At 59.4% G+C, this 19,514-nt stretch carries 26 protein-coding genes; 22 read left to right on the top strand and 4 right to left on the bottom strand.

Features of this window, described 5'->3' with window-relative positions; translation table 11 throughout:
* Window positions 1-4: 4 nt before the first annotated feature.
* The 14 genes from ACHZCU_RS19595 to ACHZCU_RS19530 are packed head-to-tail and all read left to right on the top strand — an operon-like array spanning window position 5 to window position 9,060.
* A complete protein-coding gene (locus tag ACHZCU_RS19595; protein ID WP_227023631.1) occupies window positions 5-889 on the top strand; it encodes a S49 family peptidase in 885 nt (294 codons plus the stop codon).
* 25 nt (window positions 890-914) lie between these two features.
* Window positions 915-1,460 (top strand): hypothetical protein, encoded by a 546-nt coding sequence (locus ACHZCU_RS19590; protein ID WP_319520203.1) that lies wholly within the window; start codon window positions 915-917, stop codon window positions 1,458-1,460.
* A 5-nt stretch (window positions 1,461-1,465) separates the two neighbouring features.
* Window positions 1,466-1,822, top strand: a complete 357-nt coding sequence (locus tag ACHZCU_RS19585) for a head decoration protein (RefSeq protein ID WP_319520202.1) — start codon at window positions 1,466-1,468, stop codon at window positions 1,820-1,822.
* Window positions 1,823-1,862: 40 nt separating this feature from the next.
* Window positions 1,863-2,894, top strand: coding sequence for a major capsid protein (locus ACHZCU_RS19580; RefSeq protein WP_319520201.1), 1,032 nt, complete (start codon window positions 1,863-1,865; stop codon window positions 2,892-2,894).
* A gap of 57 nt (window positions 2,895-2,951) precedes the next feature.
* Window positions 2,952-3,362: a hypothetical protein gene (locus ACHZCU_RS19575; protein ID WP_319520200.1), complete on the top strand. Its 411-nt coding sequence runs from the start codon at window positions 2,952-2,954 to the stop codon at window positions 3,360-3,362.
* Complete coding sequence (locus ACHZCU_RS19570) at window positions 3,359-3,694, top strand: hypothetical protein (RefSeq protein WP_319520199.1); 336 nt, start codon at window positions 3,359-3,361, stop codon at window positions 3,692-3,694. Before ACHZCU_RS19575 ends, ACHZCU_RS19570 begins: the two co-directional genes overlap by 4 nt.
* The gene (locus ACHZCU_RS19565) at window positions 3,694-4,158 is read left to right on the top strand and encodes a hypothetical protein (protein WP_319520198.1); all 465 of its coding nucleotides are present in this window, start codon (window positions 3,694-3,696) and stop codon (window positions 4,156-4,158) included. The genes ACHZCU_RS19570 and ACHZCU_RS19565 overlap by 1 nt, the downstream gene beginning before the upstream one ends.
* 40 nt (window positions 4,159-4,198) lie before the next feature.
* A complete protein-coding gene (locus ACHZCU_RS19560; protein ID WP_319520197.1) occupies window positions 4,199-4,615 on the top strand; it encodes a phage tail tube protein in 417 nt (138 codons plus the stop codon).
* Window positions 4,615-5,022 carry a hypothetical protein gene (locus ACHZCU_RS19555; protein ID WP_319520196.1) on the top strand — a complete coding sequence of 136 codons (408 nt, stop codon included), beginning with the start codon at window positions 4,615-4,617 and terminating at the stop codon, window positions 5,020-5,022. Before ACHZCU_RS19560 ends, ACHZCU_RS19555 begins: the two co-directional genes overlap by 1 nt.
* Before the next feature lie 35 nt (window positions 5,023-5,057).
* Window positions 5,058-5,249 (top strand): phage tail assembly chaperone, encoded by a 192-nt coding sequence (locus tag ACHZCU_RS19550; protein WP_394706144.1) that lies wholly within the window; start codon window positions 5,058-5,060, stop codon window positions 5,247-5,249.
* A complete protein-coding gene (locus ACHZCU_RS19545) occupies window positions 5,246-7,186 on the top strand; it encodes a hypothetical protein (protein ID WP_319520195.1) in 1,941 nt (646 codons plus the stop codon). The genes ACHZCU_RS19550 and ACHZCU_RS19545 overlap by 4 nt, the downstream gene beginning before the upstream one ends.
* A complete protein-coding gene (locus ACHZCU_RS19540; protein ID WP_319520194.1) occupies window positions 7,186-7,533 on the top strand; it encodes a phage tail protein in 348 nt (115 codons plus the stop codon). The genes ACHZCU_RS19545 and ACHZCU_RS19540 overlap by 1 nt, the downstream gene beginning before the upstream one ends.
* Window positions 7,530-8,240, top strand: a complete 711-nt coding sequence (locus ACHZCU_RS19535; protein ID WP_319520193.1) for a phage minor tail protein L — start codon at window positions 7,530-7,532, stop codon at window positions 8,238-8,240. Before ACHZCU_RS19540 ends, ACHZCU_RS19535 begins: the two co-directional genes overlap by 4 nt.
* 13 nt (window positions 8,241-8,253) lie before the next feature.
* Window positions 8,254-9,060 carry an NlpC/P60 family protein gene (locus ACHZCU_RS19530; protein ID WP_319520192.1) on the top strand — a complete coding sequence of 269 codons (807 nt, stop codon included), beginning with the start codon at window positions 8,254-8,256 and terminating at the stop codon, window positions 9,058-9,060.
* Here the strand turns inward: ACHZCU_RS19530 and ACHZCU_RS19525 are convergent.
* The 4 genes from ACHZCU_RS19525 to ACHZCU_RS19510 all read right to left on the bottom strand — a co-directional run bounded on the left by ACHZCU_RS19525 (window position 8,951) and on the right by ACHZCU_RS19510 (window position 10,799).
* Window positions 8,951-9,343, bottom strand: coding sequence for a type II toxin-antitoxin system HicB family antitoxin (locus ACHZCU_RS19525; protein ID WP_319520191.1), 393 nt, complete (start codon window positions 9,341-9,343; stop codon window positions 8,951-8,953). The genes ACHZCU_RS19530 and ACHZCU_RS19525 overlap by 110 nt on opposite strands.
* A 15-nt stretch (window positions 9,344-9,358) precedes the next feature.
* Window positions 9,359-9,541 carry a type II toxin-antitoxin system HicA family toxin gene (locus ACHZCU_RS19520; protein ID WP_106306088.1) on the bottom strand — a complete coding sequence of 61 codons (183 nt, stop codon included), beginning with the start codon at window positions 9,539-9,541 and terminating at the stop codon, window positions 9,359-9,361.
* Between the two features lie 232 nt (window positions 9,542-9,773).
* A complete protein-coding gene (locus tag ACHZCU_RS19515; protein ID WP_319520190.1) occupies window positions 9,774-10,130 on the bottom strand; it encodes a HigA family addiction module antitoxin in 357 nt (118 codons plus the stop codon).
* A gap of 195 nt (window positions 10,131-10,325) precedes the next feature.
* Complete coding sequence (locus tag ACHZCU_RS19510) at window positions 10,326-10,799, bottom strand: DUF2442 domain-containing protein (RefSeq protein ID WP_319520189.1); 474 nt, start codon at window positions 10,797-10,799, stop codon at window positions 10,326-10,328.
* Between the two features lie 134 nt (window positions 10,800-10,933).
* Between ACHZCU_RS19510 and ACHZCU_RS19505 the strand changes: the two genes are divergently transcribed.
* From ACHZCU_RS19505 to ACHZCU_RS19470, 8 genes are all read left to right on the top strand, one after another.
* Window positions 10,934-11,527, top strand: coding sequence for a hypothetical protein (locus ACHZCU_RS19505; RefSeq protein WP_319520188.1), 594 nt, complete (start codon window positions 10,934-10,936; stop codon window positions 11,525-11,527).
* A 17-nt stretch (window positions 11,528-11,544) separates the two neighbouring features.
* The gene (locus tag ACHZCU_RS19500) at window positions 11,545-14,742 is read left to right on the top strand and encodes a phage tail protein (RefSeq protein ID WP_319520187.1); all 3,198 of its coding nucleotides are present in this window, start codon (window positions 11,545-11,547) and stop codon (window positions 14,740-14,742) included.
* Window positions 14,739-15,701, top strand: coding sequence for a hypothetical protein (locus ACHZCU_RS19495; RefSeq protein WP_319520186.1), 963 nt, complete (start codon window positions 14,739-14,741; stop codon window positions 15,699-15,701). The genes ACHZCU_RS19500 and ACHZCU_RS19495 overlap by 4 nt, the downstream gene beginning before the upstream one ends.
* Complete coding sequence (locus ACHZCU_RS19490; RefSeq protein ID WP_319520185.1) at window positions 15,701-16,252, top strand: hypothetical protein; 552 nt, start codon at window positions 15,701-15,703, stop codon at window positions 16,250-16,252. Before ACHZCU_RS19495 ends, ACHZCU_RS19490 begins: the two co-directional genes overlap by 1 nt.
* 32 nt (window positions 16,253-16,284) lie before the next feature.
* Window positions 16,285-17,235: a glycoside hydrolase family protein gene (locus ACHZCU_RS19485; protein WP_319520184.1), complete on the top strand. Its 951-nt coding sequence runs from the start codon at window positions 16,285-16,287 to the stop codon at window positions 17,233-17,235.
* Window positions 17,232-17,651 (top strand): hypothetical protein, encoded by a 420-nt coding sequence (locus ACHZCU_RS19480; RefSeq protein ID WP_319520183.1) that lies wholly within the window; start codon window positions 17,232-17,234, stop codon window positions 17,649-17,651. Before ACHZCU_RS19485 ends, ACHZCU_RS19480 begins: the two co-directional genes overlap by 4 nt.
* Before the next feature lie 12 nt (window positions 17,652-17,663).
* Window positions 17,664-17,987 (top strand): hypothetical protein, encoded by a 324-nt coding sequence (locus ACHZCU_RS19475; protein ID WP_319520182.1) that lies wholly within the window; start codon window positions 17,664-17,666, stop codon window positions 17,985-17,987.
* A 191-nt stretch (window positions 17,988-18,178) separates the two neighbouring features.
* The gene (locus tag ACHZCU_RS19470) at window positions 18,179-18,832 is read left to right on the top strand and encodes a hypothetical protein (RefSeq protein WP_319520181.1); all 654 of its coding nucleotides are present in this window, start codon (window positions 18,179-18,181) and stop codon (window positions 18,830-18,832) included.
* Window positions 18,833-19,514 lie beyond the last annotated feature (682 nt).

The following is a 19,514-nucleotide window of genomic DNA, read 5'->3' as shown; positions in this document are numbered from 1 at the left end:
AGCCATGAACTATCCCGAAATCGCCAGCCGCATGTTCAACACGCCGCTGATGCTGCAGCCTGCCAAGGCAGACACCATCGCCCGGGCTTTTGCTCCGCGTGTTCTCGGCCTGCCGGACGGGGATGCGGGCCAGATGGGACTGATCGGCGAGAAGATCAGAACCGATGTCGATGACTGGGGCGAGAGGACCTATCGCGGTGTTGAACGCCCGATGGATGGCATCGGTCTGATCGAGATCGAGGGCTCGCTGGTCAACAAGGGGCGCTGGATCGGCAAGTCCTGCGGCATGACCTCTTATGAGGGGATCGGCATTCTGGCCGATGACTGCCGCGCGGATGACAGCATCAAGGCTGTTGCGATCGAGGTTGACAGTTTTGGCGGCGAGGTCACCGGCGCCTTCGATTGTGCGGAGAAAATCTTCGAACTGTCGCAGGTCAAACCGACGATTGCGGTTTTGACGGATCACGCCTGTTCGGCCGGTTACCTTCTGGCCTCGGCGGCCCGTCAGATCGTTCTGCCCTCGACCGGTCTTTGCGGCTCGATCGGTGTTGTCTCGGTTCATGTCGATGTCAGCGGCTGGCTGAAGAAGGAGGGGCTGAACGTCACTATCCTGAAGGCCGGCGCGCACAAGGCCGATCTCAATCCTTATGAGGCCATCCCCGAGGATGTGCTGGCGCGTGAGCTTTCCGAGCTGGAAGAGCTGCGTGTCGAATTTGCAGAGACGGTTGCCCGGTTCCGTGCCGGGCGGCTTTCGAAAGAGCAGGCGCTTGCCACGGAAGCGGGCGTCTATCGCGGCGCAAAGGCGGTCTCGATCGGGCTTGCCGATGCCGTTGCGCGCCCCTCGCAGGTGCTTGCTGCCTTCGGGGCTGAACTGGGCCGTGCGGCCTGAAACGACCAACCAAAAGGAAATCGATATGTCGAATGTCACGCGCGGCCTGTCCGCAAGCGTGCTCGCCGCCACGCGCGGCGGCAGGGCCGGAAACCGGATGGAAGACGATCCGGAAAAGGAAAACCCGGAAGAAGAGCTCGAAAACGGGAAGAAGGACCCCGAGGCCGAGGCGGATGATCCCGATCCGGACGCCGAAGACGAGGGCGCCCCCGGTGATGATCCCGAGGGAGAAGACGAAAAACCTGTCTCGGCGACCGCTTCGGCTCGCGCCGATGAACGCTCCCGGATCCAGGCGATCCTGACGCATCCGAAGGCCTCGGCCAATGCCGAGCTTGCCGGGCATCTGGCGTTCTCGACCGCCTATTCGGCAAAAGAGGCGAGCGCGATCCTGAATGCCTCGAGCCCTTCGGCTTCAACGGGCGGCAATCGCCTTGCCGATCGCATGGCGGGCAAAACCCCGAAGCTCGGCGCCGGCGGTGCACCTTCTGCCGCTTCCGAACGTCAATCGCTGCTGGCAGCTGTCGGCGGCGCCATCAACGCGCGGCATGGCCGCCGCAACACCGGAGAGTGAGACCCATGGAAACGGCAAGCTTTGCCCCCAATGACCTGATCGTCGGCGACGTTCAGGTTGTCACCCGCACAGTCACTATCGCCAGCGGACAGGCCCTGAAGCGCGGCGCGGTGCTTGGCGAGATCACGGCGGACAGCAAGTACACGCTGTCGCTGGCCGCTTCGGATAACGGCTCGCAAGATCCCGACTGCGTTCTCGCCTTTGATGTCGATGCCTCGGGCGGCGACGTGGAAGCGCAGGCCTATTTTGGCGCGGCAGTTGACGCCGCAAAGCTCACCTTCGGCGCCGGTCATGATGCTGCAAGCGTCGAGCAGGCTTTCCGCCGCAAGGGGGCCGCACTCTTTGTGCGCAGGCTCGACTAAGCCAATCCGCCAAACCTGAAAAATACAGGAAATCAATGCCATGAGTGAACTTCTTCTGAATACGGCGGAACTGGTAACGGTTCTGCCGCCGCGCGACCGGCCGGAAGCCTTTCTGCGCAATCGCTATTTCCCAACCACGGTTCTCTCCGAACAGGAGGAAATCGTCTTTGACCGGATCCTGCCCGATCGCGAGCTCGCGCCGTTCGTCCATCCGGATGTGCCGGGCAAGGATGCGGCCAATCGCGGGTTTACCGCGACCAGCCTGAAGCCGGCCTATGTGAAGCCGCAGAACACGCTGCGGCCCTCCGGCAATCTGATCCGCATGCCCGGCGAACAGGCCGGCGGCGCGGTCTCGCCCGAACAGCGCTACGCCCAAAACATCGCCCAGATCCTCGATGACCAGGACATGCGTATCACCCGGCGCGAGGAACTGATGTGTTCGGAAGTCCTGCGCACCGGTCGGGTGATTGTCGAGGGCGAGAACTATCCGACCCAGACGGTCAACTACCAGCGCGCGCCCGAGCTCACCATTGCGCTTTCGGGGGCTGCCCGCTGGGGCGAGAGCGGCGTTGATCCTTATGACGATATCGAAAACTGGATCGATCTTCTGGCGATCACCGATGGCTTTACCGCCCGTGAGGTAACGCTCGGTCCGGGGGCGGCAACGCTGTTGAAGCGCTCCGAACGCTTCCAGAAGCTTCTCGACATTCGCCGGCAGGCGAGCGGCTCCATGGAGTTCGGTCCGGTGTCGACTGGCGCCGAGGGCAAGTATTCCGCCGTGCTCGGCCAGGTCGGCGAGACCACCTTCCTGCAGTATTCGCAGGGCTACACGGCAGGCGGTGTTAAAAGCAATTTCTGGCCCAGCTATGGCGTCGGCATTCTCGATCCGCAGGGGTTCATGGGCCACTTTGGCTATGGCGCCATTCTCGATGACCAGGCGCTCGTGCCGATGGAACGTTTCCCCGATATGTGGCGGGAGAAGAACCCCTCGCGCACCATCCTGCAGACGCAGGCAGCCCCGCTGCCGATCGCGCCGGAACCGAACGCCAGCCTGTTTGCGCTCGTTCGCTGATCACGGTCGGGCGGCGAAAGTCGCCCACCCAAACCAGACAATAATGGAGCAAAAACAATGGCAAATACACGCAAGTTCAATACGACAGTGAAGATAGGCGGCAAGACCTATGCGCCAGGCGAGGATGTGCCGGTCTCGAAGAACGGTCTGAGTGAAGCCGATGCTGAGAACCTCGATCAGGTGTTCGGCAAATGGCGCAAGGCGTCCGACACGACGATCGACAAGCGGATTGCCGCACTGACGGAAGAGCGGGACACACTCGCCGATCGCGTCGAGGCGCTGACCAAAGAACGCGATGCGCTGGCGGACAAGACCGATGGCAGCGAGGACGTCGCCGAACTGACCGAAAAGCTGAAGGCCGTCACCGAAGAACGCGATCAGCTTTCCGAGGACAATGCCACGTTGGCCGGTGAGTTGAAGAAACTGCAGGCCGACGAGGATGACGACAAGGCAAAGGACAAGACATGAGGATCGAACGGCCGGCGATCTTTGACGGCATGGGCGAGGCCTTCGCCGGCACGTTCGGCAATGTCGATTGCCTGTTCACCGTGGACGGAATCGCTCTCCCGGATCCGGTGCGCGGGATCCTCCGGCAGAAACGCGAGCTGGAGCTTGCCGATGCGTTCGGCCGGCAGGATGTCGAGGCCGTCACCCATGTGCTTTCGGTTCCTGCGACCGGGCTTGAAGACCTCGAAAGCGAGCGGGATACGGTCACCATTGGCGGCAAGGCCTACGGTATCCGCAATGTCACCGATGACGGCCGCGCCATGCTGAAAATCTGGCTGCGAGGCGATATCTGATGGCGCATCTCCGCACCCAAATCTTCGATGCGATCCTCGCCCGGCTATCCGCAATTCCGGAGTTTGCCGGTGACGGCAAGGTCAAGCGGGCGCGCACCAGCGCCATCCGCGAAAGCCTGCTTCCGGCGCTGACCGTCACCTGGGCAGAACATCAGGAAACGGCCGAACTTCGGCCCTGCGCGGGGCTGAATGGTGAGGATGGCTATGACCGGCGTTTGCCGATCGACGTTATTGTTCACTTCAAGGCCGAGGAACCGGATATCGAGTTCGACCGGATTGCCGTGCTGATCGAGACCACGCTCGGAGCAGCGATCAAACTCGATGGCCTGGTGATTGAGATGACGCTTTCGGAAAGCCGGGCCTTTGTTGATCGCGCCACCGGCATCGCGCTTGGTGCTGGGACGCTGACCTTTGTGGCGGAATACAAGACCCTCGCCGCCGATCCCGAAACGGCGGCGCACTGACTCACAGATGACATCCCGAAACGAACAAGGAAACATGATCATGGCACTTGGCCGCGAACTGATCATCAAGCGCAAGAATGACGCGACAGAGGAGTTTGATATCGTCTGCGTTGTCGAGCAGCGATCGCTCAACATCAACAATGAGGAAGTCGACACCACCAAACCGAATTGCAACAATCCGGGCGGTGTTCTGAAATATTCGTCCATCGGCGGCGTCCAGTCGGTTCGCTGGTCGGGTTCCGGAGCCTATGTCAGCTCGGCGACACAGGCTCTGGTGCTGAGCGATATTCTTGCGCAGGCCCGGGCAGAGTATCAGGTCACGGTACCCTCTGTCGGAACGTTCGAGGGGCTGATGACTATGCTGTCGGCGAACTTCCAGGGGGATAAAACAGGTGAGCTGACCTGTGATCTTTCCGGCGTCTTTGATGGGGACGTCGCCTTTGCGGCGGCTGCCTGATGAACGCATTCGCCAATGAACTGCGCGGCGAGGCGGCGATCACGATCGGCAGTGAAAGCTTTGTCGTCGCCGTCACCTTTGCCGGCCTGATGCGCCTGTCGCAGGCAATCGGCGCGCGTACCATGGACGAGATCTATCAGCGCCTGCTCGGCTTCGAGCCCTTTGCGGTTTCCTGCGCGATCCGCTGCCTTGCCGTCGCCGATAGCGATGAGGACATGGCCGCCATCGCCGCCCGGGTTCTGTCGGGCAAGAATATCTCGGCCGCCGACCAGGCTAACTGGCGCACCGGCATCGAACAGGCGCTGACCGCCCATATCGAGGCGGGCAATGCGCTGCGCGAAACATCGTCGCCTCTGGAAGACGTGGAGGCGGCCGTCACCGGAAAAAAGCCTCAGACAGCGTCCTGATTACCGATCACGTCAGGACGCTGTTCGAACTGGCGGTGGCTTCCGAGCGTCTCAGTTGGTCGCCAGCCACGTTCTGGGCTGCAACACCCTTAGAACTCTCCATGGCCATTGCCGGCGTAACGGGCAAGTCGTCGCAGGCTTCCCCTGTCAGCCGCACGCGGATCCGCGAGATCGTTTCCAGCCATGGCCCGCAAAAATCCATTCGTCAGAAGGCTGACAGCAGATGAGCAGACCGGATATTCCTGTCCGTATCGGTGCGGATGATCGTGAGTTCAAGACGGCGATGACCCGGATCCGGATGCAGGCGCGCACCGCGGCCAATGATACGGCCAGTTCGTTCATGTCGATCAAGAAGAAGGTCGGCGGGCTGGACGGTATATTCGGGGTATTGCGGGGCGGTCCGGCGGGGCTTGCCGCCTCCCTCGGGCTCGGGGTGATGGTCAGCGAAACCCAGAAGGCTGTCAACGCCGTGGCCGATCTAGGCAAGGCCGCCAAAACGGCCGGCGTTGATTTTGAAGTATTCCAGGAGCTGCGTTATGCGGCCGTCAAGAGCCGGATCGAGCTTAACGCCCTGACTGATGGCCTGAAGGAAATGCAGCTTCGGGCCGATGAATTCGTCAAGACTGGCGGTGGCAGTGCCGCTGAGTCCTTTCAGCGGCTTGGCGTGAATGCGCGCGATCTGACACGAATGCTGCGCGATCCTGCCGCAATGTTCGACACCTTGATCGGGAAGATCAGGCTCTTGGATCGGGCGGCACAGATCCGGGTTCTGGATGAAATCTTTGGTGGAACTGCTGCCGAACAGTTTTCGTCGTTAATGGATGAATCCGTCCAGAGCATCGCCGACGCCCGCCAGGAAGCCCGTGATATGGGCGCCGTCATGGACGACGAACTGCTGAGTAAGGCCAATGACATTAATGCGGCATGGGAAACGATGGCGCTGGTGATCGGCACCAATGTGAAAGGTGCGCTCGTCGATATTGCCAGTCTTATGGGCGACCTTTGGGTGAGCATCGATGAATTTACCGCCATCTTGATGAAAATCCCGCGCGAGATGGAGAATATCCGCGATGCCGGCGAGATGATGGGATCGCTGGCGAGTATGAGGCCTGGTGACAGTGATCTTGGCGTGGTGAAAGGCGGGCGTGTCAATCCGGGAGCGACACAGGAAGAAATCGACGCAAATAATGAAGAACTGCGCAAGCAGCTCGATGCTTCATCTGCCATCACGCAGGAGATCGATCGTCAGAATAGTCTGACCACGGAACAGCTTGCCCTTGAACGCGAAATTAATTCACTGCGCGGGCAATACGAGACGGCCGGTGCCTATTACACTGAAGATCTGCTGAAGCAGAAGGCGCAGGAGACTATTGATGCCAAGGCGGCGCGTAAAACATCGCGCCGGACCGGCGGTAAAGCCGGCGGTGGTTCTTCTGCTTCTACCGCGATTGATCGGGAGCGCGAGGCTGTCGAAAAACTCATTCAGGCGCTGCAGGACGAATTGCAGATGTCTGAAATGACTGCAGACCAGAAAAAGGTGTTCGAGAACCTGCGGCGCGCGGGAACCGCAGCGACCGATGCGGAAAAGGCCTCGATCCGGGAGCTGACGCTCGCAATCGAGGAACAGAAGGACAAGCAGGAGGCTGCGGCCGACACTGCCGATTTCTTCCGCGACACAGCGCGCGACAGCTTTATGGCGTTGGTACCGGCGATTGAGACGGGCAATGCCGCCCTCGATACACTGATCAACAAACTGATCGAGGCGGCAGCGCAGGCCGCGCTGTTCGGCGACGGGCCGCTTGGCGGTCTGTTCGGTGGCGGCCTGCTCAGTGGCTTTCTGCCGGCGCATGCCACGGGCACGAACTTCACCCAGGGAGGCGTGGCGCTGGTTGGCGAACGTGGCCCGGAGATCCTGAACTTGCCGCGCGGCGGCGAGATCATTCCCAACCACAGGCTTGGCTCGGTGAAGTCATCGTCGTCTGCAGGTTCAGTGATCAGCTCGGTCAACATCGGCGATATCAACGTATCGGTACCGGATGGCACTGACCCCAGGGACGCGGCAGCGATGGGCAGGGAATTCCGCAAACAGATCGATGCTGCTGTCGACAAGCGCCTTCAGGAAAACGCCCGGGCACGGGGCATGCTTGCAGGAGGGCCGTTCTGATGGCCGACAAGTTCGAACCGTCGGCATGCCCGGCAATCACGAGTACGAAATCGGTGGAGCTGCGTACGCTCGAGACCCGTTTCGGTGACGGATACAGCCAGCGCGGCGGTGACGGGCTCAACACAACGGGTGTGACATTCAACGCCATGTGGCCAGGCCTCACGCTGGAGGAAGCCGACCGGATCGAAGCGTTCTTCCTGTCACTGCGCGGTTTCCATGCGTTTGAATGGAAACTTCCACGCGACAGGGAGGCTAAACTCTATCGCTGCAAGTCCTGGACCCGAACCGGGGCTGGCGGCGCTCATGACACGATCAACGCGACGATTGAGAGGGTTTACGACCTATGACCCTGATTTCCGAAAACGCGCAGTCGCTTGCCGTTGGTGACATCATCCATCTTTATGAACTGGATGCCTCGGTGATCGGCGGCGGGATCTATCGCTTCACGTCATCGGCGTTTGAAGAGGCACCGGTGTCCTGCGGCGGTCATGTCTATGAACCGACCCCGATTGAAACAGACGGCTGGGAGATGTCCTCGCAGGGCACCATGCCACGCCCGACGCTGAAGGTGGCCAATGTCTCGGGTGTATTGTCTGCCGTCGTCAACGAATTCGGCGATCTGGTCGGGGCGACGTTTCGGCGTATCCGCACCTTTCGGCGGTTTCTGGATGGCATGGAAGATGCGGATCCCGATGCGCATTTCCCCATCGATGTCTATCGGATCGAGCAGAAGACCAACCAGAACCGCGTCTATATCGAATGGACGCTGGCAGCGGCGATGGATCAACAGGGGCGCAAGCTGCCTGGCCGGCAGGTCATCCAGAGTGCGTGCACCCATACCTACCGGCGTTTTAATCCTGAGACCGGCACGTTCGATTATTCGAAAGCAACATGCCCTTATGCGGGGTCAGCCTGTTTCGATGCGAAGGGCAATAGTGTGGCGCGGTCGGAGGACCGTTGCAGCAAGCTTTTGCAATCCGGCTGTGTGAAGCGTTTCGGCCATGGCGATCTGCCGACGCGGGCGTTTCCCGGTGTCGGGCGGGCCAATACCTGAGAAGGCAGCAATCATGTTTGACGATGATGTTGCGCGGGATGCCCGTGCGCATGCGCTCGAGGTCTGGCCGCAAGAAGCCTGCGGCGTGGTGTCCGGCGGACGTTACATCCGGGTGCCCAACATTGCCGGGGATCCGGAAAACAGCTTTGAAATGCCCGCCGAGACCTGGCTGAACTATCAACCGGAGGCGGTCATCCACAGCCACAATGCAAAGCTTCACCCGCATTGCCCTTCAAGGGCCGATATGGAAACCCAGATTGTTGCCGGCATTCCGTTCGGGATTGTCAGCTGTGACGGTGAGGTGACGACACCGGTCCTTTGGTGGGGCGATCATTGCCTTGACGCGCCGCTTCTGGGGCGGTCATTCGTGCCGGGTGTCTTTGACTGCTACGGGCTTGTGCGCAGCTGGTATTGGCAGGAACGCGATATCCGTCTGCCGGACTTTGCGCGCTCGAAAATCTGGTGGGAAGAGGGTGAAAACCTTCTGGCCGGTCATTTTGAAGAGGCGGGCTTTTGGCAGATCGATGCCGGTGAAGCCCGCCCCGGTGATGTGTTCTTCATGCAGCTTGTTTCAAAGGTGCCGTGTCATTCCGGCATCCTGCTGGAAAACGGTCTTTGCCTGCATCACCTCGACGGCCGGCTGTCACGGCGCGAGCCGATCGGGCCGTGGCTGAAGCGGGTTACGCATTGGCTACGGTATGGAAGTTCAGTCAACCAGCGATTTCACGACGCGCCAGATCGGCCAGAAATGCCGAGCGGGTCAGGCCATGAGACTTGGCATACTGATCCACGGCAGCCAGAAGGCCGGCATCCATGGTGATGTTGGCTTTCGTGGTCCGGCCGCTCAACTGAACCAAAGGAACGGCCAGAAGAAACCCGCCCTCGGCAAGGTCATGGGCGACTTCATCATCGGCGCGAACAGCATCGAGCGAACGTGTTTCCGGAAGTTCTTCCCCTTCCAGATGGAGCGCCAGTGCCTCACTGGCATTGGCCAGAAGATCGTCCATATCGTCGGCGGCTGAAAAGCAACCGGGAACATCGGGGAAGTGTACGCCAAAAGCGCTGTCACCTTCCTGATGAACAACTGCAATGTAGTAACGCATGGCGCTTTCCTTTCCTTACAGCCAACCGGCCTGTTTATAGATGTTCCGCACAGTGCCGATTGGCAAGTCCTTCTTGGGGTGAGGCACCGTAACGGTCTTGTCACCCTTTTTGAACTTGTGGTGGGAACCTGTGACTTTCACCAGTTCGAAGCCATCGTTTTCCAAGTGCTTAATGATCTTGCGGCTGTTGGTGTCCATCAATTCAATCCCTTTTATGCGTATATATATACGCCTAAATAGGATGACATGCAAGGTTTTGTGCGTATAAAAATACGCATTGTGTGAGCTATGAAAAGAACCATCCACCTTCACGGCGATCTCGCGCCGCCGTTCGCAACGACCTATCGCGGGCTGGACAAGATCATTGCCATGTCATTCCGGTATTCTGCTGGAAAATGGTCTTTGTTTGCATCACCTCGACGGCCGGCTGTCACGGCGTGAGCCGATCGGGCCGTGGTTGAGAAGAATTCCCCATTGCGTTCGCCACCTCGGATAGGTTCTCGAGTTCAGATATCGTCTCAAGTTGATCTCTAAGCTCACCGAAGGCCATATGAAGATCGTAACTGGTTTGCGCATGCATCCAGAATTCAGCGCTCGTGCGAAAGTATTTTGCCAGCTTGAGCGCAAGTTCCGCTGTAACCGGGCCGTTCTCGTTTACAAGCCGATCAATAACTTCAAAAGGAACTTTTAGGGTGCTGGCGAGCTGTCCCGGATAGATGTCAAGCGGGACAAGATATTCTTCGCGAAGGATTTCCCCCGGATGAACCGCAGGCAACGTGCTGTCCATAGTCTTCCTCCCTCAACCATTGCGGAAATCGATCAGAGAGTTAAGTTCGTCAGTCGTTTCGTAATACCTCGAAGGTAAAATGAAACCCGACGGAGTCAATCAACCTAAACGAGAAGGGTGTAAGATGATGCTTCGTTCAATCCATCTCGTAGACGCTTGGGCGTGAGCTCGAGCCGCCCTATCAGCTGATTTCTACTATGCAGAAGGTCGGTGTTCGAGCAGATATCGCACGGCCAGTCCGACATGGCGGGGAATGGGTCTGTCTTTGGCGTAATAGGCGACCTGCCGCCGGGATAGCTCCAGCGCGCGCGCCATGCCGTCCAGCGTCTGGTCCAACTGCTCCATGGCGTTGCGGAAATCGTCATTGCTGAACTCTGCCGGCGGCAGGGCTTCCAGCCACATGGCGGAAAAGTCGAGCTCGTCATTCCACTCGATGGCATTGCGGTATTCATTGATCCGGAAAGATCGGAACAGCGCATCGTCCTTGCGTAATGGCTTGTAGAAACGTCGGCTTTCCAGGGCCGGAGCAAGATCAACCGTTTTTTCCACGCCATTGTCAAAGCGGACAAACAGTTTGCGTCCTTCGCGCGGCTCGACGGTTGTGAGACGGGGAAGTCTGCGGCCGACCGAGACGATATCGTCTTCACGGATTGAGGCGGTTCCACTCATTGATGAGTTGCTCCCTGTTTTTCTCAGCCCATTCGAGACAGCTCTCAGGCTCTTCCTGTCCATGCTTGCACCGTCAATATAGTGCATGGTGTGCATTATTCAATGGTTGAACTTCATCGAACCGAGGTTACTTCATGCTTCGAACCATCCACCTTCACGGCGATCTCGCGCGGAAATTTGCCCCGGTCTATCGCCTCGACGTTTCCAGCGCGGGCGAGGCGGGTGAGGCACTGGCCGCTGTCGCGCCGGGGTTTCGGGACTATGTCACCGACCGGAACTTTCGTGTCCTGCGTGGCGATCCGGATAGCGGCATGGCGCTTGGACCGGATGAGCTCGGCTTTCAGCTGGGCAATGCGGATCTGCATATCGTGCCGGTGGTGGCTGGCGCCGGCAATCGCGGGCTCGGCAAGGTCATTGCCGGTGTGTTCCTGATCGGGGCGGCGTTCTTCATGCCTGCCTCGCTGACAGGGGTGGGCGTTCTCGGCACAACGGTCGGCGGCGCGATGAAGGGGCTGGGCATTGCCATGGCAATGGGCGGCCTCGGACAGATGCTGTCGCCGGCTCCGAAGATGGCCGGGAATGCGGAAGACCAATCGTCTTACCTGATTAACGGCGGTGCCAATGTGACCACGGAAGGCGGTCCCGTACCGCTTGTCTATGGCCAAAAATTCCGGGTCTCGCCGGTGCTGATTGCCGCCGGGCTTTCGACCGAGGACGTGGCACTCTGATCTATCGGAAATACATCATGCAACATATGCGAATTTCCGGCCAGGGCGGCGGGAAGGGCGGCAAAGGCGGTGGCTCGGGCGGTTATAACGAGGCCCCGAACACACTGCGCTCGAAACAGACCATGCGGCTTTTGTTCCTGGTCAGCGAGGGCGTGACCGGCGGGCTGAAGGATGGCGCAAAGTCGATCTATTTCGATGACGTGCCGGTGCAAAACAGCGACGACACCTTCAACTTCGAAGGCGGTTCGTTCGAGACCCGTAACGGCTTTCCCGATCAGGCAGCCCTGTCCGGGTTTCCGGCTGTCGAGAACGAGCAGGGCGTCGGCGTCGAGATCAAACAGGATCTGTCGGCAACGCGGGCGATCACCAATCTGTCGGCGACGGCCGTGCGTGTCTCCATTCAGGTGCCGCAGCTGATCTATACCGATCCCGACAACGGCAATGTCAAAGAGAATTCGGTCGATATTGCTATCGATCGGCGCACTGAGAATGGCACATGGCAAGAGGCGCGCACCGATACGATCTCGGGCAAATGCACCTCGCCGTATGTGCGGGCCTACCGGATCCCACTGGACGGGGCAGGGCCGTGGTATATCCGCGTGCGCCGGCTTTCCGAGGATGCCAACGGCACCACGTCGAACAACCAGACCTACTGGTCATCCTATACGGTTATCGAAGACTACCGGCTGACCTATCCCGACAGCGCCATTCTCGGCGTTACGCTGGATGCGGCCGAATTCGGCGGCAGCGCGATCCCGACCGTCTCGGTGGATTGGTCCGGTATCGAAATCGCCGTGCCATCGAACTACGACCCGGAAACGCGGTCCTATGCCGGTGTCTGGGATGGCACCTTCAAACGCGCTGTTTCTGATAATCCGGCATGGATCTTCTATGACCTCGTGGTCAATGACCGCTATGGCCTCGGGCAATATGTCGATGTCGGTCAGGTGTCGAAATGGGCGCTTTACGAGATTGCGCAATATTGCGACCAGCCGGTCGATAATGGCTTTGGCGGGCAGGAACCGCGCTACACCTTCAATGGGGCAATCACATCGCGCGATGAGGCGATCAATGTCCTGACAGCCTTTGCCGGTGTGTTCCGGGGCATGGTCTATTGGGGCACCGGTGCGGTGACAGCCGTCTGCGACAAGCCGGCCGATCCGGTCAAGCTGGTATCGCAGGCCAATGTGGTTGACGGCACATTCAGTTATCAGGGATCGGCACTTTCGGCACGGCACACACAGGTGCTGGTCCGCTGGTTCGATCCGGAGAACAACTACAAGCCGGCGATCGAAGTGGTCGAGGATCCGGATGCGGTCGCGCGCTATGGATCGCGGCAGACAGAGATCCAGGCCATCGGCTGTTGCTCGCGCGGGCAGGCGCATCGCTATGGCGCATGGCTGCTGGATACGGAACAGAATTCGACCGAAGTGGTGACCTACCGGGCCGGGCTGGATCATGCCGACGTTGCGCCCGGTGACATCGTGCTGGTGGCCGATCCGTCCTATGCCGGCGTGCGCTATGGCGGGCGGATCAAATCGGTCTCCGATGATCTGATGACGGTCACGGTCGATGCGCCGGTGACGCTGAATGATGGCGAAACCTACACGCTGACGGCCGTCATGCCGGATGGTTCGCTGGCTGACAGGGCGGTTACGACCGGGGCAGGGGAACATGATGTTCTGGCACTGGCGGAAGCCCTGCCGGATAAGCCCGTCGCCGGTGCGATGTGGATCCTGACCGGCTCGGAAGCGGCACCACGTCCATTCCGGGTTCTGTCGATCACGGAAAACGACAAGCACCAGTTCGATGTCTCGGCGCTGATCTATGACGAAACCAAATGGGATCGCGTCGAGAAAGGACTGCAGCTCGAACCGCCATCCTTCTCGACCTATCCGACCGGGCCGCTTCTGGCGCCGTCACATATCAATGTTGCGGAATATCTCTATCTGGCCGGTGGCGTTTCCGTGCGCGGGGCCGTCACCATCGGCTGGTCCGCGCCGGATGATACACGGGCCACGCTCTATGAGGTCGAATACCGCGAGCAGGGCGGGATCTGGCTGCCGGTCGGTTCAACGACCAGTGTCTCGATCGACCTGCAGGACCTCGACCCCGGCAACTACGACTTCCGGGTTCGCTCGGTGTTCACCGCGCTGAACCAGCGGTCGAAATGGACAACGCTGGAAGCCGTTTATCTGTCCAGCGTGCTGTCGCCGCCGGGCAATGTCGAACGCTTTGCCATTGCCGTCCTCGGCGACATCGCAACCCTGACATGGGCACCGGTTGAGGCGCTGAACCTGTCGCATTACGTGATCCGCTATTCGCCGGAACAAAGCGGCGTTTCGTGGCGCTCGTCCGGGGCCCAGCTCGGCCATGTCGATGCAACAAGCGTGCAGATCCCGACGCGGCCGGGAACCTACCTGATCAAGGCGGTCACCCGGCAGGGGATCGAAAGTCCGTCTGCAACGGTGATCACGACCACGGTCGGGGCAACGCCAATGAATGCGGTCGAGCGGTTTGTCGAGCAACCGGACTGGACCGGGACGTTTGAACGCTGCAGGGCCGGTGAACCGGGCCTGCGGCTTGCGGAGAGGCAAGAGGGCGATCTTTATCCCTCCGGCACCTATGTCTCTGCCCGCACGATCGATCTTGGGGCGGTCTACACATCACGCGTGACGTCGATCCTGTCGGTCTATGGTCAGGACATCGACAATACGCTGGTCAAATGGCCGGTGCTGAGCCGGCTCGATGCCATGGTGGGGGCCGATGCGTCGAAGTGGAATGCCGTCATGGAAATGCGGACCACGGATGACGATCCGGAGGCGACCGATGCGACATGGTCCGACTGGCGGGAAGCGGCGACCGGCGATGTCTCGGCCAGGGCCTATCAGATGCGGCTGTTGCTCAGCAGCCTCGACAGCAACATCACGCCAGTGGTCGCACGGGCCGAACTGACGGTCGATATGCCGGACAGGATCCTGAGCGGCAACAATATCCCGGTCACGGCGGAAGGCCGGCATATCGGCTTCAACCCGCCCTATCACGGGCTGACGGGGCTTTCTGTCTCCGCACAGGGGCTTCGCTTCGGTGACTATTACGAGCTCACCGGCAAGGGCGAGGCCGGTTTCGACATCATCTTCAAGGATCAGTCCGGCACACCGGTCGAGCGCTCGTTCGACTATGTGGCGGTTGGCTACGGAAAGGTTCATGCATGACGCAATATCAAAACGTGACGATCGACCCGACCGTCACCAACGGTTCGCAGCTGGCGTCCAATATCAACAGCTGGCGGGAGGCAACGCTCTCCCTGCACAGCGGCGTCGCGCGCCCGGCCTATGCCACAGCAGGCACGATGTGGATCAGCACGGCGTCGACACCGTGGAAGCTCTATGTCTTCGACGGCGTGAATGATGCCCCGCTGGGCGAGATCGATCCGGCAGGACATGCGTTCGTATCGGCCGGCGGAACGGACTTCACCAATGACCTGATGACGGCGGCCGATTCCGCCGCGGCGCGTGACAAGCTCGGGGCACAGAAAAAGATTGGTTACGAGCCGGTCGACAAGGCCGGCGATACGGCAACCGGCACGATTGAAAGCCGCATGGCGCTAGGCGATCCGGAAACCGGCGTCCGGTCAATCGGCAATCGCGTTGTTCTGGAAGGACGCGGCGATGTCGACGGCGACAATTATCGTGGTTGGCTGGAGGTTGAGGAAGAGGTTGGCGTCGGTGCGCGCATGAAGATTGTTCTGATTGGCGATGACGGCCGGAAGGAATTCCTTTTTGACCAGTCCGGCCGTCTCGAAACTCCTGGTCCATTGGTACTTCCGGCTGCCCCGACAGCAGACTTGCATGCTGCGACCAAGAAATATGTAGATGATGCTGAAGCGGCGGCGGTTGAAACAGGTCTTGGCGTGGGCCAGACATGGCAGGAGATGAAAGATGAACGCACGCCTGGGACAGTATATCAGAATACGGGCGACAAGCCGATCATGGTCTACATCTTTGGGAGTAGTACCGGATATGCATATGCATCTGTATCATCGGACGGTGTTACCTATGAGGCAATTGGCGGAGGACTTTCTTCTGAAAACGGTAAGCGCGCTTATTTCATCGTTCCGGTCGGTCACTACTATCGCGCAGGCGCTGTAAATTCATGGCTGGAGCTGCGTTGATGGAAAAAGGATTTTATCACCCAACACGCGGCTACTGGCAGACAACAAATGAGCCTTCCGACCATATCAGGGCTGCCTATCCCGATGACACAATCGAGGTGCCGGTCAAACCGGGAGAAGACTTCGAACTGATCGATGGTGCATGGGTCGCAATATCTCCGGTGTTGCATATTTTGCAGGCGCGCAAGATCGAGTTCATTGAACTGCTTCTCACAGATCGACTTGCTGCCGGATATCCTCATGCATCCGGCCTTCATGTGGCGCTTGATCAGTCCAGTCGTGCGGACATGTCTGCCATGGCCGCGACCGCGCTTGCAGTCATATCGGGCTCGGCCAATTGGCCAGAAAGCTACAGAACCGGCTGGATCACCATTGAAAACAGCCGCATTCCGCTTGAAACGGCGGCCGATGGGCTGGCGCTGGCAGCTGCCGTTGGCGATCACTATGCAGCACTGCGCCAGCATGCGCGCGACCTGAAAGACACGGTGTTGGCCGCAGACGACGCGGCCGCGCTCGAAGCGGTCGACATTGAAACCGACTGGCCGGTCTGACCGACACTAAAACTCCATAAGGACAATCGAACATGGAAATCACCACGGTATCCAGCCGGGGGCGCGCTTTCGTGCGCCTTCATGAAGGCAATCCGCTGACGGCCTATCGCGATCCGACCGGCACGCCGACGATCGGAACCGGCTTCACCATGAATTCTGCCTATTGCAGACGCGAATTCGCAAAGCTCGGCATTACAAAACTCATTCCCGGCAAGACGAAAATCACGGCCGAGCAGTCCGACCGGATCCTGCGCACGGTCATCGACAACGGCTATGGCAAAGAGGTTGTTGCCAACTCGCCGTCCGATCGAACGCAATACCAGATGGATGCGGCGACCTCGGCCGCTTTCAATCTCGGTGGCCGCATTGTCAGCAAGTGGCGCTTCGGGAAGCTCTGGCGCGCCGGCAGGCTGAAGGCGGCGGCCGACTATCTTGCCAGCCACTACAACACCTCCAAGGGCAAACGTCTGCCCGGCCTTGTCCGCCGGCGCAAGGAAGAGGCGCTGCTGTTTGAACAGGGCATCTACACCGGCGTCGACGCCGTTGTGAGCGCACCGGAAGGCGTGCCGCGACAGGCAACCAACACAGCACCGGAAACGGGCGATCCGGTGGTGCGCGATGTGCAGGAAATGCTGAAGAAACGAGGCTTTGACCCCGGCACGATTGACGGCTGGTTCGGCGAGAACACCCGCAAGGCTGTTCTGTCCTACCAGATGGCCCACCCGCACCTGGTCAATGACGGCATTATCGGCCCGGCCACCATCGCCCAGCTTCGCCGCGATGTGGCGGCGCTGAAGGATGCGGCACAGAAATCCGGTGCATCGGCCGCCGCCTCCGGTGCAATCGCATGGGCTTCCGGCCTGCCGATCGGCTGGATCGTCACCGGTGTCGTCATCATCGCCATTGGCTGGTTTGCCTGGCGCTACCGCGATGTGATCGCACGCCGGATCAACACACTGACGGGCCATGAGGTGGAGGTATGATCCCGACCTTCATCAAATGGCTGCTCAAGCTTGGCGCGGGCGGCATTGTCGAACGCGCCATCACCCTCATCGACAAGCGGGCCAAACTTGAAAATGATCGTGAGAAAATCCGGGCCGAACTGACGGCGGAATATCTGCGGCAGGTGGTCGAGGAAACCCGCATCATGGCGGATTACAACAAGGCCAAGCTGTCGTTTCCGCTCTTCTGGGTTCTGGTGTTCGCCGTCGCCGGCCCGCTGATCCTTTGGGAAATCGCTGTCGTCATCGACAGCATCCCGTATCTCAGGGGCATATTCGGGGATCAGCAGGTTTTTGACCTGCCGACCGGTGCATTGCAGGACGCCTATGCGGCCATGGTCAAGTGGGTGTTTTATATCGGCTCGGGCGTCGCCGGCTTCAAAGCAGTTATCAAATAAACGGGGCAGGGCATGACGGTCGATCTCGCGCGTCATCTGGGAGAGGTTCAGGGCAAGCTCGATGCCCTGATCCGCAAGGTGGACGAAAACGGCAGCGGCAACGAAGAAATCCACGACCGGCTCAACACGGTCGAGCACCAGAACGAACGCCTGCTCGAGCAGAACGAGATCCTGTCACAGCGGATCGGTGAAACCGAGGAGTTCGTCGCCGAATATCAGAAGATCAAGCAGATCGGCCGGGGTTATATCCTCGGCGCCGCCATGGCCGGGACCGGGTTCGGCGTTTGGCTTTCCGATGGGCTGATGCAGGTGCTGAAGGCGCTGAAGGGCGGCTAGTAATCTCTCTGGTCTTTTGCCACTCGCTTGGTCAGATAATCCGAGTAGTCGACGATAAATCGTCTGCTTAGGCCTCAAGAGGCTTCAGACGTTTGAGGGCCTGTAAGCATCCAAAGCTTATTACCCCGCTCCGGCTATTCACACTCGGCTCAGATGAAAGTTGCGCTAGACTTGTCGTGGAGCGGTCAATCTTGTACCTCTTTCGAGGCAGTGAAGTTGCTGAAGCGTTGGCGGATTGTGAGGTGCGAGTGTTCCGGACTTCTTTATTCCTTCTGATCGCCTTCGCAGGCATGTATTCATCGGAGACTCGAGCAGGCGGCAAAAATGTAGAGACATGGCGGGAACTCTGGACGCGCTGCCGCTTGGCGGTCGAGCAGAGCGAGAGTTTGAACGTGCAAGGGCTTCATGATCTCGGGCAATCCACCAGGCGCATTCCGCCCCTTATCGTTAAAGGTTACGCCTATCCGTTGATCCCTGGCTATGAGATATTTCTGCATAAATGGCAGCAACCCGGTTCATCCTTCGTGGTGGTAGTAGAGGAATATCCAGGATCGCGGTTGTCCTGTGCCGTCCAACTCGCTTCCGCTGCATCAGCCATAACCCCGAACGAAGAGGCCCTCTTTGCATCAGCGTTCCTACAGGAACGACAAACATTGGTTGCAGCTGGGACTCACGAAGAAAAAGAGCTCGATCCCATCTTTTCAACTAACCTAGGAATGGGGCCTATTGGCCGCAACGAAAATGGTTGCAGTGTCGTATCTGGTCTTCAAATTGAGACTGGGGCGGGACTAGATTCATTTTTCTCATCTTTTAGCGCTGAGCGGTCAGGCTGCCTTATGAAGTAGTGACCAAGACTGTCTGTCAATGGCGCGTGCCATGAAGGACACGAACGTTCGAGTGGGCGCTGGAGGCGGTTTGCGATCAAGAAAACTATTTGATTGTCGAGTTCCGGAACGAAACGGTCCACAGCCCGCCCCATGCAGCTGTAGCTAAGAACTCATAGCGCAAGAAAACTCTTCGCATTTTTACAAATTGAAAAAGCCGGTGAAGCGAACACTTCACCGGTTTTTCCTCTACTCGGATCCCGGGCGGCCTGCAGCCTGCCAAGGTTGCAAACGACGAGTCAGTCGCCAAACTTCGTCCCGGATGATAAGCATCAAGAATCCTCACCGCACCCGGTTGCCTGCGCGGGCGACGCGCTGTGGCCGACTCAGAAATATCCCCCAATGCGAGCACGATCTCGGTACGGCCCGTGTCGCCACCGGCCGCCGATCTTGGCGGCAAGAAACGGCTCGCCAAGCGCATTTCCTAGGCCGTAACCCATAAACGGGTTCACCTCGCCGGAGTGACTTGATTCAATGGCCTCTGGAAAGGAGACCATTGATGCACCGACGTTTTGACCTGACGGATCTCGAGTGGGCGGTGATCGCGCCGACAACTATCTCGCCGCAGCAAACTATTCTCAGCTCGACTTTTGCTCAGGAGTTACGAGCCTACGGCCTATGCGCCGCGATGGCTGGACCGGAT

The sequence above is a fragment of the uncultured Martelella sp. genome, assembly GCF_963677965.2.
Classification (GTDB): domain Bacteria; phylum Pseudomonadota; class Alphaproteobacteria; order Rhizobiales; family Rhizobiaceae; genus Martelella; species Martelella mangrovi.
The sequence above is the reverse complement of the archived record's forward strand: the minus strand, read 5'-3'. Positions and strand labels throughout refer to the sequence as shown.